This is a genomic window from Martinezella sp. CNPSo 3959 (assembly GCF_057784355.1).
Genome location: NZ_JBXSOV010000013.1, coordinates 168428 through 181210 on the forward strand (window position 1 = coordinate 168428; position 12783 = coordinate 181210).

A 12783-nucleotide genomic window follows, 5' to 3' on the forward strand; every position below is an offset into this window, starting at 1 on the left:
CGACGGCATAAGATGCGGCGAGGGCGAGCAGCTACGGCGAAAGATACCGTCAACGACATCGCCTTCAGATAATCTTCCGGCCCCGACGCTCCGACACTTGAACAAAGAAATGCGAGGAGTGCCATGCAGGAGCGACAGATAGAAATCAGGCCTTTCGGTCCCGACCATTTGGACGCCGCGGTCCGCCTGTCGCAGGAGGCCGCCTGGCCTCATCGCCTGGAGGACTGGAAAGTCGCTCTCGACCTCAGCAAAGGTGTCGTTGCGATCACCGCTGACGACGAGGTCGTCGGTACCACGCTCCTGACACCTTATAAGACCGACTGCGCGACGATCAACATGGTGATCGTGGCTGAAAGCATGCGCGGACGCGGACTGGGCCGCCGTCTCATGGAGGCCGCCTTGGCTCTCGCGGATGATCGACCCCTGCGCCTCACCGCGACCTCTGATGGCCTGCCCCTCTATGAAAAGCTGGGGTTTCGCCAGACCGGCACCGTCGTTCAGCACCAAGGCCTTGTGGCGGCGGTTGCGAAACCGGCAAACACCGAAGCGGCGACCAAGGCCGATATCTCGGCAATTGCAGCTCTCGACCGCGAGGCTTTCGGCGCCGACCGTTCCGCCCTGATTGAACGATTTGCGGATCTGGGTGAATTCGCGATCATCCGCCGTAACGGCAAGGTCGCCGCCTTCGCCTGCCTTCGGCCCTTCGGCCGAGGCGAGGTCGTGGGGCCGGTCGTCGCTCCAGACATAGAAGACGCGAAATCGCTTCTATCCCACTTCATGAGCCGGAAAACCGGCGCGTTCCTGCGCGTCGACACCGGTGCGGAAACCGGTCTCGGATCGTGGCTCGCCAGCCATTCGCTTATCCATGTCGGTGGCGGCATCACCATGGCAAACCCCGTTATCAAGCGCAGCAATTCCTCGACAGTCACTACCTTCGCCCTCGCCAACCAGGCGCTCGGCTGATCCGGAGAAGACCATGTACAGCAATTCCCTCATCGAGCTCGATCGCGCCCATCTGGTGCATCCGGTCGCCTCCTATCGCGGCCATGAGCAGCAAGGCGTGCGGGTGCTTACATCCGCCAAGGGAGCAACGATCACCGATGCTCAAGGCCGCCAGCTGATCGATGGCTTCGCGGGTCTTTGGTGCGTCAACGCCGGCTACGGTCACGAAACGATCGTGGAGGCAGCGGCTCGCCAGATGCGCGAGCTTCCCTATGCGACAGCCTATTTCGGCCTCGGCAGTGAATCGGCCATCCGCCTTGCCGCCGAGCTCGCCGAACGCGCGCCTGGCGACCTCAACCACATCTATTTCACGCTGGGCGGCTCGGACGCTATCGACAGTACCGTCCGCTTCATCCGGTACTACTGGTTTGCCCGCGGCCAACCGCAGCGCGATCAGTTCATCTCGATCGAGCAGGGCTATCATGGCTCTTCGACGGTCGGCGCCGGGCTGACCGCCCTCCCCAACTTCCATGCCGGCTTCGGCGTTCCCCTCGACTGGCAGCACAAAATTCCGTCGCCCTATCCTTATCGCAATCCCGTCGGGCAGGATGCGAATGCCATCATCCAAGCGTCTCTCGCGGCATTCAGGGCGAAGGTCGACGCGATTGGAGCCAACCGGGTCGCCGCCTTCTATGCCGAACCGATCCAAGGCTCAGGCGGGGTGATCGTCCCGCCGAAGGGATGGATGAAGGCCATGCGGGACCTCTGCAAGGAACTCGACATTCTCTTCGTCGCAGACGAAGTGATCACCGGCTTCGGCCGGACAGGCCCGCTTTTTGCCTGTTCCGAAGACGAGATCGTTCCCGATTTCATGACAACGGCGAAGGGGCTCACCTCCGGCTACGTTCCGATGGGTGCGGTCTTCATGGCGGATCACGTCTATCAGGTCATTGCCGATGGAGCGGGAGCCTCCGCGGTGGGTCACGGCTACACCTATTCCGCCCATCCCGTCAGCGCGGCCGTCGGGCTGGAAGTCTTGAAACTCTATGAAGGCGGACTGCTCGAAAACGGCAGAAAAGCCGGCGCGAGGCTGATGGCCGGCCTCGAGAGCCTGAGAGATCATCCCCTGGTGGGCGATGTCCGCGGCTGCGGCATGCTGGCTGCGATCGAGCTGGTCGTGGACAAGGCCGCAAAAACGCCGCTGCCGGCGGAGGCCCAACCATCACGCCGGATCTTCGACCGGGCTTGGGAAAACGGCCTCGTGGTCCGCGCCTTCGCCAATGGCGTGCTGGGGTATGCTCCGCCGCTTTGCTGCACGGAAGCCGATATCGACGCGATCATCGAACGAACGGAAAAGACGCTTGATCAGACGCTCGAAGATCCCGACGTCCGCCGGGCGCTCAAGGACTGAACCGGCCGAGGGCTAGGATCGATATACCGCGCGCAGGCGTTTTTCAGAATTTTGTGCCGCATCGCTAGTCCGATTCGGCGCAAACGGCGCGGTCGAAGTGCCAAACTTATCCTTAATGAAGGTCCATCCCGGCAAATTCGGGAGTGTCAGAAAACAAGTGGACCTGGGAACAGCATAATCTTCCGCAAGGCGGCCGCCCGGCGCCGCCAGTAAGCAGACTGGGGTAAGATATGACTAAGTCGTTGGCAGAATTCAAATATATGAGCTTCGACGTTGTCGGAACGCTGATCGACTTCGAAGGCGGCCTGAAAACCTGCCTCAACGAAATTGCAGCTGAAGCGAAGGTGACGATCGACGGCGAGGAGGCGCTGGCGCTCTATCGAACCGCGCGCTACGCCGACGATGCGGATCTGTTTCCCGACGATCTCGTACGTGTCTATCTCGCCATCGCCCCAAAACTCGGTTTGCCGGCCGAAGAGGCCTATGGCCGGCGCCTGCGCGATTCCGCCAGACAATGGAAAGCCTTTCCCGACAGTGCCGAAGCCCTGGCGCAGCTTACCTGCAAATATCGGTTGATCGCCATGACGAACGCCCGTCGCTGGGCCTTCGAACATTTCTCGGCGGAATTGGGGCATCCGTTCCATGCTGCCTTCACCGCCGACGATACCGGCACCGAAAAGCCCGATCCGGCCTTCTTTCATAAGGTCTTCGACTTCGTGGCCGGCGAGAATGCCAGCAAGGACGATATTCTCCACGTAGCGCAGAGCCAGTACCACGATATCGGCGTATCCCGGCAATTGGGGATGACGAATTGCTGGATCCAGCGCCGTCACGCGCAGGCCGGTTACGGCGGCACGATCGAACCGGCCGAATTCACCACGCCGGATTACCACTTCAAATCCATGGCCGAACTTGCCGAAGCCGTGAGGGCGCTGGAGGCGGCCTGACCAGTCGTCATCATAATCGCATGCAATAAAAAGCAGACTGCCAACCAGAAAAAAGGGGAATGACATGAACGACAAGATCATGAACTGGACTGCCTCGGATGACGCGATGGTCGAGAACGCCATTCGTCGAGGCGCCACCCGCCGCGAACTTCTCACCATGCTTCTGGCAGGCGGTGTCGCCATGTCGGCGGGCGGCCTGGTACTTGGCCGGGCATCGAATGCCGTCGCGGCCACGCCCAAATCCGGCGGCAATCTGAAAGCAGCCGGGTGGTCGTCCTCGACCGCCGATACGCTCGATCCTGCCAAGGCATCGCTGTCGACGGACTATGTGCGCTGTTGCTCGCTCTACAATCGCCTGACCTTCATCGACAAGGCCGGCGTGACGCAGATGGAGCTCGCCGAAAACATCGAAAGCAAGGACGCCAAGACCTGGACGGTCAAGCTGCGCAAGGGCGTGACATTCCATGACGGCAAGGAGCTGACGGCCGATGATGTCGTCTTTTCGCTCAAACGCCATCTCGATCCCGGTGTGGGCTCGAAAGTCGCCAAGATCGCTGCGCAGATGACCAGCTTCAAGGCTGTCGACAAGTCGACGGTCGAAATCACCCTGGCCGACCCCAATGCCGACCTGCCGACCATTCTCGCCCTGCATCACTTCATGATCGTCGCCAACGGCACGACGGACTTCTCGAAGGGCAATGGCACCGGAGCCTTCGTTCTGGAAACCTTCGACCCGGGCAATCGCTCGGTGGTGGTGAAGAACAAGAACTACTGGAAGTCCGGCCAGCCCTACCTCGACTCGTTTGAGTTCTTTGCGATCGGCGATGACAATGCCCGGGTCAATGCGCTGCTTTCGGGCGACATTCACTACGCCGCTTCGATCAATCCTCGCGCCATGAAGCTGATCGACGGGCAGTCGGGCTTTACGCTGTCGAAAACGACGAGCGGCAATTACACCAATCTGAACATGCGCCTCGACATGACGCCGGGCAACAAGAAGGACTTCATCGATGGCATGAAGTCGCTGGTCAATCGCGAGCAGATCGTCAAGTCGGCCCTGCGCGGCCTTGGCGAAGTTGCCAATGATCAGCCCGTTTCCCCCGCCAATATCTATCACAACAACGATCTGAAGCCGAAGGCCTTCGATCCGGACAAGGCAAAGTTCCACTTCCAGAAGGCCGGCGTGCTCGGCCAATCCATTCCGGTGATAGCCTCGGATGCTGCAACCTCGTCGATCGACATGGCGATGATCATCCAGGCGGCCGGCGCAAACATCGGCATGAAGCTCGATGTCCAACGCGTTCCTTCCGATGGTTATTGGGATAATTACTGGCTCAAGGCACCGATCCATTTCGGCAACATCAATCCGCGCCCGACGCCGGACATCCTGTTTTCGCTTCTCTACGCTTCGAATGCACCGTGGAACGAAAGCCAGTACAAGTCGGAAAAGTTCGACAAGATGCTGATCGAAGCCCGCGGCTCGCTCGATCAGGCCAAACGCAAGCAGATCTACGCTGAAATGCAGGTGATGGTCGCTGAAGAAGCCGGCACCATCATCCCGGCTTACATCTCGAATGTGGATGCACTTTCGAGCAAGGTGCACGGATTGGAAGCCAACCCGCTCGGTGGCATGATGGGTTATGCAATGGCGGAGTATCTGTGGCTCGATGCCTAACGGCAGCTGAGCCCCCCGGACGGCGCAAACCCGTCCGGGAACCTCCGTCTCGCGAACGCCGTTCGTGTCGTAGATCGCCGCAGGAGCATCGCCATTGAGATCCGAGGTCTCCATTCTTGTCCTAAACCGGCTCTTTATCACGATCATCACCTTGCTGATCGTGTCATTTGCCGTCTTTTTCGCAACCAGCATGCTGCCGGGAGATACGGCCTCCATCCTGCTCGGCCAGGCGGCGACGCCGGAAGCGGTTGCCGGCTTACGCAAGGCAATGCACCTCGACGAACCTGCGATCCTGCGGTTCCTGCAATGGCTTCTGGGCCTGATGAAGGGCGATCTCGGAACATCCTACGCAAACAACATGCCCGTTGCGGAACTGATCGGCCGCCGCCTGGTTGCGACGCTGGAGCTTGCCGCCATCACGACGCTCGTCTCGGTCCCGTTTGCGCTCCTGCTTGGCATTACTTCGGCCATGCTTCGCGGCTCCTACTACGATCGGATTGTCACAATCATTTCCATCGGCGTCATATCGGTGCCCGAATTCATGGTCGCAACGCTTGCGGTGCTGCTGTTCGCCGTCTATCTGCGCTGGCTGCCGGCGCTGTCCTCCATCAGCCAGGTGCATACGGTCTTCGACCTTCTGAAGATCTACGCCATGCCCGTCATCACGCTCACCTTTGTCATCTCAGCCCAGATGATCCGCATGACGCGGGCGGCCCTGATCGAGACGCTGAAGACGCCTTATGTGGAAATGGCCCTGCTCAAGGGCGCCTCGCGCGGCCGCATGGTGTTCAGGCACGCATTGCCCAATGCGCTGGGGCCGATCGTCAACGCGGTCGCGCTGTCGCTCTCCTATCTCGTCGGCGGCGTGATCATCGTCGAGACCATCTTCAACTATCCGGGTATCGCCAAATTGATGGTGGACGCTGTAGCGACCCGCGATCTCCCCCTCATCCAGAGCTGCGCGATGATCTTCTGCGTTGGTTATCTCCTGCTAATCACCACGGCCGATATCGTCGCAATCCTGTCAAATCCGAGGTTGCGATGACCACGAACGGCTTGGCTTCCCGCACCCCTTCCCTTCTCGGCTATAATGTCAGCTTTGTGGGCGTCGTGGCCTTTGCCATAATCCTTGGCTGGACGATCGTCGCATTGTTCGCACCCTACATGCTCCCCTATTCCGTCGGCGATATCGTCGATACCGATTATTTCGGCCCTATAAGCCGGCAATTGTGGCTCGGGTCGGACTATCTCGGCCGCGATATGTTCTCGCGCGTTTTGATGGGCGCGCGCTATACGGTCGGCATTTCATTGGCTGCGGTCGCGCTGTGCTGCTTCTGCGGCGTGACGCTCGGCATGACCGCCGCGGTTGTCGGTGGATGGTTCGACACGATCCTCAGCCGGTTTCTCGATGCTTTGAACTCCATTCCAAGCAAGCTTTTCGGCCTGGTCGTCGTTGCCGCCGTCGGCTCGTCCATTCCGGTGCTGATCATCACGCTCGCCGTCATCTACACGCCCGGCGCCTATCGCTTTGCCCGCGCGCTCGCGGTCAATATCAACACGATGGACTTCATCACGGTTGCACGCACCCGCGGCGAGCGGGTCGGCTACATTATCGGTTCGGAAATTCTGCCGAACATTATTCGCCCTGTTCTGGCGGATTTCGGCCTGCGCTTCGTCTTCGTCGTGCTCCTCTTGTCCGGTCTTTCCTTTCTCGGCCTCGGCCTCCAGCCGCCCTATGCCGACTGGGGAGCCCTGGTCCGCGAAAATATCGGCGGGCTGCCCTTTGCGGCCCCGGCCGTACTCGTGCCCTCTTTTGCCATTGCCAGCCTCACCATCAGCGTCAACCTGCTGATCGACAACCTGCCGCGCAGGATCAGAGACAGGAGCGCATGACGATGACCAGCCTCGTTGAAATCAAGAATCTGAAAGTCGAGGCGACGACCGATTCTGGGCGTATCGTCGAGATCATCAAGGGCGTCAGTTTCAATATCGCCAAGGGCGAGATTGTCGCGCTCATCGGCGAAAGCGGCTCGGGCAAGACGACGATCGCGCTGACGCTCATGGGGCATGCGCGCGAGGGCTGTCGCATCTCCGGCGGGGAGATCCAAGTCGATGGGCACGACATGGCCGCCCTTTCCGAAAGCGAGCGTTCGAAGGTCCGCGGTACCACGGTTGCGTATATTCCGCAAAGTGCGGCAGCCGCCTTCAACCCCGCTACGAAGATCATGGAGCAGGTGATCGAGGTCACTCGCATTCACCGGTTGATGCCGCCCGAACAAGCGCGCCGGCGCGCGATCGAGCTCTTCCGTGCGCTGTCGCTGCCGAACCCCGAAACAATCGGCGAACGATATCCGCATCAGGTCTCGGGAGGTCAGCTGCAGCGGTTAGCCGCCGCCATGGCTCTGATCGGCGAGCCCAAGCTCGTCATTTTTGACGAACCGACGACCGCACTCGATGTGACGACGCAGATCGATGTGCTGAAGGCGTTCAAGTCCGTCATCCGTGCCGGCGACATTGCCGGCGTCTATGTTTCACACGATCTGGCCGTCGTCGCCCAGATCGCCGATCGCATCGCCGTGCTCAAGGGCGGCGAAATCCAGGAAATCGCGGAGACGGAGACGATTCTAAGACGGCCGAGCCATCCCTATACGCGCGAGCTGCTGGCGGCGTTCGAGCCGAAACAGGCCATCCGCGACGGCAAAACAGGTGGGACGATTGCATCCGTGCTGAGGATCGACAATCTGGTGGCGGGCTATGGCGATATCCAGACTAATGGCCTACCCGCGGTCTGTGCGGTTCAATCCGTAAGCCTGGAGGTGGAAAAGGGGAGGAATCTCGGCATTATCGGTGAATCCGGATGCGGAAAATCTACGCTGGCGCGCGCAATTGCCGGCATATTGCCGGCCGTATCAGGCACTATCGGCTTCAATGGCAGCGACATGAATCGTGCTGCCAAATTGCGCTCGCGCGATCAATTGCGGGAGATGCAGATCGTCTTTCAATATGCCGACACCGCACTCAATCCGGCAAAGTCTATCGCCGATATTCTCGAGCGGCCCCTGGCCTTCTATCACGGGATGGACCGTAGGGCTCGAGCGGCCAGAGTCGACGAATTGCTTGACATGGTGCGATTGCCGCGCGCGCTTCGCTATCGCTATCCGTCGGAATTGTCAGGCGGACAGAAGCAGCGCGTGAATTTTGCGCGCGCGCTTGCGGCAGAGCCACGGCTGATCATTTGCGATGAGATCACATCCGCGCTCGACACGGTGGTTGCGGCGGCGATTATCGACCTGCTTAAGGAACTGCAGCGGGAGCTGCATCTGTCCTACATCTTCATCAGCCACGATCTGTCGGTGGTCGAAGCGATCTGCGACGAGATCGTTGTGATGTATGGCGGCAAGAAAGTTGAACAGATCACGCGCGAGGCCGCAGATGCACCGCGCCACCCCTATTCCCAGCTGCTGTTCGGGTCCGTTCCCAAGCTCGATCCGACTTGGCTCGACAATCTCGTCCAGGACCCGGAACTCAAGCGCGAGTATGGCCACGGCTAGCCGGACACAGCTCGGAAATACCATTGGACGCTACATGGGAAACAGGCTCGTCAAGGGCATGTGCGCCTTGACGATCGGCGACTTGAGCACCACGAAGCTGAAATATTTGTCGATGCCGATATCCAGGTCGGTCAGGCGTTCCATGATCGTCTGATATTCTCCGATGCCGGCCGTCACGAACTTCAGCATATAGTCGTAACCACCGGAGACGAGGTGGCACTCGATGACCTGATCGACCTTCTCCACCGCCGACAGGAAACGGGCGAAGTCGATCTGCCGATGGTTCTTGAGCGTGACTTCCGTAAAGACTGTCAGCGTCTGGCCGAGTTTCCCGATATTGATCTGGGCCGAATATCCCTCGATATAGCCTTCCTGCTGCAGTTTCTTGACCCGCATCAGACAGGGGCTCGGCGACAGGTTGACCAATTCCGCCAATTCGACATTGGTGATGCGGCCGTTCTTCTGAAGTTCGTACAGGATCTTGACGTCGATACGGTCGAGCTTCATCGGCAGATCTTTCCCATTTAAGGCGGCATTTTATGCTGCGAATTCTCGAAGATCGAGCATAACACCATGGTGCATCTTGTCTATTTCATTCTGCAGGAATCGAACCGGCACAATCAGCCGCTTGGTTCCCCATGAGCAGAATCTTATGCCGCATGGCGCGCTTGTGCGGCAGCTTCATGTCCGATCACTTCGCTATGCTGTCGGCGCGATAGGAGACCCGCATCCATGCCCGCGAAGCTCACCCTTGTTGATAACTCCCCCGAATTGCCGTCCTCTGCCGATGTCGTTGTTATCGGAGCCGGTATAGTCGGCGTCTTTGCGGCCTACTATCTGGCAAAGCGGGGCCTCTCGGTCGTCCTTCTCGAGAAGGGCCGCGTCGGCGCCGAGCAGTCCAGCCGCAACTGGGGCTGGTGCAGGCAGCAGAACCGCGACGCACGCGAGCTGCCGGTGGCGACGAAAAGCCTCGAGCTCTGGGACCAATTCACGGCGGAGACAGGAGAGGAAACCGGCTTTCGCCGCTGCGGCCTCTTCTATTTGAGCAATAGTGAGGAAGAGCTTGCAGGATGGGCCCGCTGGCGCGACTTTGCCCGCGGCGTGGGCGTGACCACGCATATGCTGGATAGCGCTCAGGCCAGCGAACGCGGCAAGGCGACCGGCCGCACCTGGAAGGGTGGGGTCTTTTCCCCAACCGATGGCATTGCCGATCCCGCCAACGCCGCCCCGGCGGTCGCTCGCGCCCTTATGAGATTGGGGGGCTGCCTGCGCCAGAATTGTGCGGCGCGCGGCATAGAAACCGAGGGCGGCAAGCTCTCCGCAGTCGTGACCGAGGAAGGCACGATCAAGACTAAGGTTGCCGTCCTGTCGGGCGGCGCCTGGGCTTCGTCCTTCTGCCGTCAGCTTGGCGTTCGCTTTCCGCAGGCGTCGATCCGCTCATCGATCCTTTCCGTCAGCCCCGGCGACGGCGAGCTCCCGGACGCTCTTCATACCGCATATGTTTCCATCACCCGCAGAGGCGACGGCGGCCATGCGCTCGCAATCAGCGGGCGGGGTCGCGTCGATCCTACGCCGCAGAACATACGGTTCGGAGCACAGTTTCTGCCGATGTTCGTTCGCCGTTGGCGCGCTCTCTCTCTCGGCGGCTTCGAGGGCTTTCGCAGCGGCCACGAAAGCCTGGCGCGCTGGCGTCTGGACCAGCCGACGCCGATGGAGCGGATGCGCATCCTCGATCCGGCCGTCGATAGAGGCACGATTCAGCTTACCTATGACCGTGCACGCGAATTGCTGCCTGCCATCGCAAACCGCCGCATCACCGCAAGTTGGGCCGGCTACATCGATTCGACCCCTGACGGCGTGCCCGGCATAGGCGAGATCGCATCCATACCGGGCTTCGTACTGGCGGCCGGTTTCAGCGGCCATGGCTTCGGAATCGGCCCGGGAGCCGGCCACCTGATCGCCGACATCGTCACCGGCGCCGCGCCGATAGTCGACCCCAAACCCTATCATCCAGACCGCTTCCTGCAATCCGCATGGGGCAAGGTAGCCGACTTCTGAAGTGGGTCACCCATGCTAGACTTCGCCGGCAACCGAACTAGACCAAATGGATTTTCCTGATGCAGGCCCGTCAGCTCGAAGTCTTCTGCATGCTCATGCGAGCCGGGACTGTGACCGGCGCTGCCGCCATGCTCAACATCACGCAGCCGGCACTGAGCCAGATATTGCTGCATGCCGAAGACCAGCTGGGGTTCAAACTCTTCAATCGCGTGCGGGGCAAGCTGGTCCCGACGAGAGAGGCTGAAGAGCTGTATCCGGAGGCCGAGCGCATCTTTTCCGAGCTCGGAGCGCTTCGGCGCCGAACGACCGATATGCGCTTCGGGCGGACCGGCTTGATCAGGATCGCGGCCACGACACCGCCGGCCATGTCGATCGTACCCAAGGCGCTTCTCGCCTTCAGAACGAGCTATCCGGATATCGTCGTCCGCTCGCTGATCGCGCCGCTGATCAATGTCGTGGATATGATCCGCAATGGTGATGCCCCGCTCGGCATCGTCATGAACAACATCGCGCGGCCTGGCATCGACGTCGAAACGCTCGGATATGCCGAACTCATCTGCATCGTGCCGGAAGGGCACCATCTTGCCGCGCGCGACTGCATCACCTTCGCCGATCTTCAGAACGAGACGCTGATCTCCTACCGCGCCGATACCTTCCCCGGCCAGCTGCTTGCCAATGCCGCAGCTTCGGAAAACCAGGCGTTTAATCCCGCGATCGAGATCGATATCTCCATTACCGCCTTGCCTTTTGTCCGCAATGGCTTTGGTGTCGCGATCGTGGATGGTCTGCTGCCGTGGGAGCAGTTTCCCGGCCTTGTGCGCCGGCCGCTGCTGCCGCGAAAGACAGTCCCGATCGCGCTGCTGACCAGCCGGGATCGCCCCTTGACGGGTAGCCACCTTATGATGCGCGACTATTTGCGCCAGGCCTGTGCCGGCGTACTGAAGGATGGCGAAGTCGCGCCGGAGTAAATCGCGTCGGCATAGCCAAAACGAACTTGGTCAGGTCTCGTTTATCCAGGCTCCGATCGGCAGCGGACGAACAGGCGCCTGCTCACGCAGGCGACCGACCTCGCAAACCGGGATTCCCGCACGCTCCGCAATCAGTTCGGCGCCGGCGAGCTGACAAAACCGTCCCTGGCATCGTCCCATACCCACGCGCACCATTGACTTCACCCGGTTTGCCTCACCTCCGGCATAATCGACGCTTCCACGCAGATCGCCAGCGCTGATGCCTTCGCAGCGGCAAACCATCGTTTCATCGGGAACGGATCGGACCATCCCGGTAGGCCAGGGAAAGGCGCGGGCGATTGCGCGAGCAAAGCGTTCGTAGCGGGCGAGCCGCCGAAGGTCCCGTGCTGGATTGGGATAAGGCAACCCCATATCGGCAAGGCAGGCGCTCGCGGCAAGCCGTCCGGCAACTTCCGCGCCATCGGCGCCAAGGATCCGCAAGCCATCGCCGGCAAGATAGACGCCATCTGTAGCTCGGCCCATTCGATCCGCCCGTGGCAGCCATTGAGCCCAACCCGGATCGTAATCGAACCTACATTGGGCCAGGCCCGCAAGCTGCGTTTCGGCTCTCAGGTGCCAGCCAATGCCGACCATATCGCATTCGGTATTATGGTCGCGCCCGCCGGCATCCCGCCAGCGAACGGCCGTCGGTCCGGTCTCGTCGCTGACGATATCCGTCAGCGTCACGCCTGCGCGATATATCAGGCCGAGTTTCAGTCGCATTGCCAGGCCCCGTAGGACCATAGCCGGCCTTGCCATCATGTCCGGAAGCGCGAGGATCTGGTTTCGAACGGAAGAGGTATCGAGAACGGCCGCAACATTCGCTCCGGCCTTCAGAAGCTGGGCCGCAACGAGGGTCAGCAGGGGGCCGGAACCCGCGAGAACGATCCTTCGCCCCAAGGCGACGCCCTGCGCCTTCAGGGCGATCTGCGCAGCTCCGAGGCTATAGACGCCGGGTGCCTGCCAGCCAGGCAGCGGCGCCAGCCGGTCGGTCGCGCCGGTCGCCAGTATCAGCCTGTTATAGGCGAATTCCCTGCGGCCGGCGGGCGTCAGCACCTGCAGCATATTGTCCGCGAGCGCCATCGCTGAACTTTGAGGATGGTATTCGACCTCCCCACGAGCCACCATGCGATCGAAGAGGGAATGAAGGGCAAGGGCTTTGCCAGCCTCCGAACCATAGAGCTGCTGGGCT

11 protein-coding genes are annotated in these 12783 nt (G+C 60.8%); 9 read left to right on the plus strand and 2 right to left on the minus strand.

Annotated features, from left to right (window positions below; genetic code table 11):
* Nucleotides 1-123 precede the first annotated feature (123 nt).
* From AC13RE_RS23330 to AC13RE_RS23360, 7 genes are all read left to right on the plus strand, one after another.
* Nucleotides 124-963 (plus strand): GNAT family N-acetyltransferase, encoded by an 840-nt coding sequence (locus tag AC13RE_RS23330; protein WP_488564693.1) that lies wholly within the window; start codon nt 124-126, stop codon nt 961-963.
* A gap of 13 nt (nt 964-976) precedes the next feature.
* The gene (locus AC13RE_RS23335) at nt 977-2353 is read left to right on the plus strand and encodes an aminotransferase class III-fold pyridoxal phosphate-dependent enzyme (RefSeq protein WP_488564694.1); all 1377 of its coding nucleotides are present in this window, start codon (nt 977-979) and stop codon (nt 2351-2353) included.
* 230 nt (nt 2354-2583) lie between these two features.
* Nucleotides 2584-3300, plus strand: coding sequence for an HAD-IA family hydrolase (locus AC13RE_RS23340; protein ID WP_488486636.1), 717 nt, complete (start codon nt 2584-2586; stop codon nt 3298-3300).
* A gap of 64 nt (nt 3301-3364) precedes the next feature.
* Entirely contained in the window at nt 3365-4975 is a 1611-nt protein-coding gene (locus tag AC13RE_RS23345) for an ABC transporter substrate-binding protein (RefSeq protein WP_488564695.1), read from the plus strand.
* 94 nt (nt 4976-5069) lie between these two features.
* Nucleotides 5070-6020 (plus strand): ABC transporter permease, encoded by a 951-nt coding sequence (locus AC13RE_RS23350; protein ID WP_488564696.1) that lies wholly within the window; start codon nt 5070-5072, stop codon nt 6018-6020.
* Entirely contained in the window at nt 6017-6868 is an 852-nt protein-coding gene (locus AC13RE_RS23355; RefSeq protein WP_488564697.1) for an ABC transporter permease, read from the plus strand. The genes AC13RE_RS23350 and AC13RE_RS23355 overlap by 4 nt, the downstream gene beginning before the upstream one ends.
* Before the next feature lie 2 nt (nt 6869-6870).
* Nucleotides 6871-8526, plus strand: coding sequence for an ABC transporter ATP-binding protein (locus tag AC13RE_RS23360; protein WP_488564698.1), 1656 nt, complete (start codon nt 6871-6873; stop codon nt 8524-8526).
* Nucleotides 8527-8556: 30 nt separating this feature from the next.
* Here the strand turns inward: AC13RE_RS23360 and AC13RE_RS23365 are convergent, their stop codons facing one another.
* Nucleotides 8557-9033, minus strand: a complete 477-nt coding sequence (locus AC13RE_RS23365) for an Lrp/AsnC family transcriptional regulator (RefSeq protein WP_112398821.1) — start codon at nt 9031-9033, stop codon at nt 8557-8559.
* Nucleotides 9034-9258: 225 nt separating this feature from the next.
* On the opposite strand from AC13RE_RS23365, the gene AC13RE_RS23370 reads away from it, so the two are divergent.
* Nucleotides 9259-10584 carry an NAD(P)/FAD-dependent oxidoreductase gene (locus tag AC13RE_RS23370; protein WP_488564699.1) on the plus strand — a complete coding sequence of 442 codons (1326 nt, stop codon included), beginning with the start codon at nt 9259-9261 and terminating at the stop codon, nt 10582-10584.
* Between the two features lie 59 nt (nt 10585-10643).
* Nucleotides 10644-11552 (plus strand): LysR family transcriptional regulator, encoded by a 909-nt coding sequence (locus AC13RE_RS23375; protein WP_488564700.1) that lies wholly within the window; start codon nt 10644-10646, stop codon nt 11550-11552.
* 30 nt (nt 11553-11582) lie between these two features.
* Here the strand turns inward: AC13RE_RS23375 and AC13RE_RS23380 are convergent.
* A partial coding sequence (locus AC13RE_RS23380; RefSeq protein ID WP_488564701.1) for an FAD/NAD(P)-dependent oxidoreductase occupies nt 11583-12783 on the minus strand: 1201 nt, incomplete at its 5' end.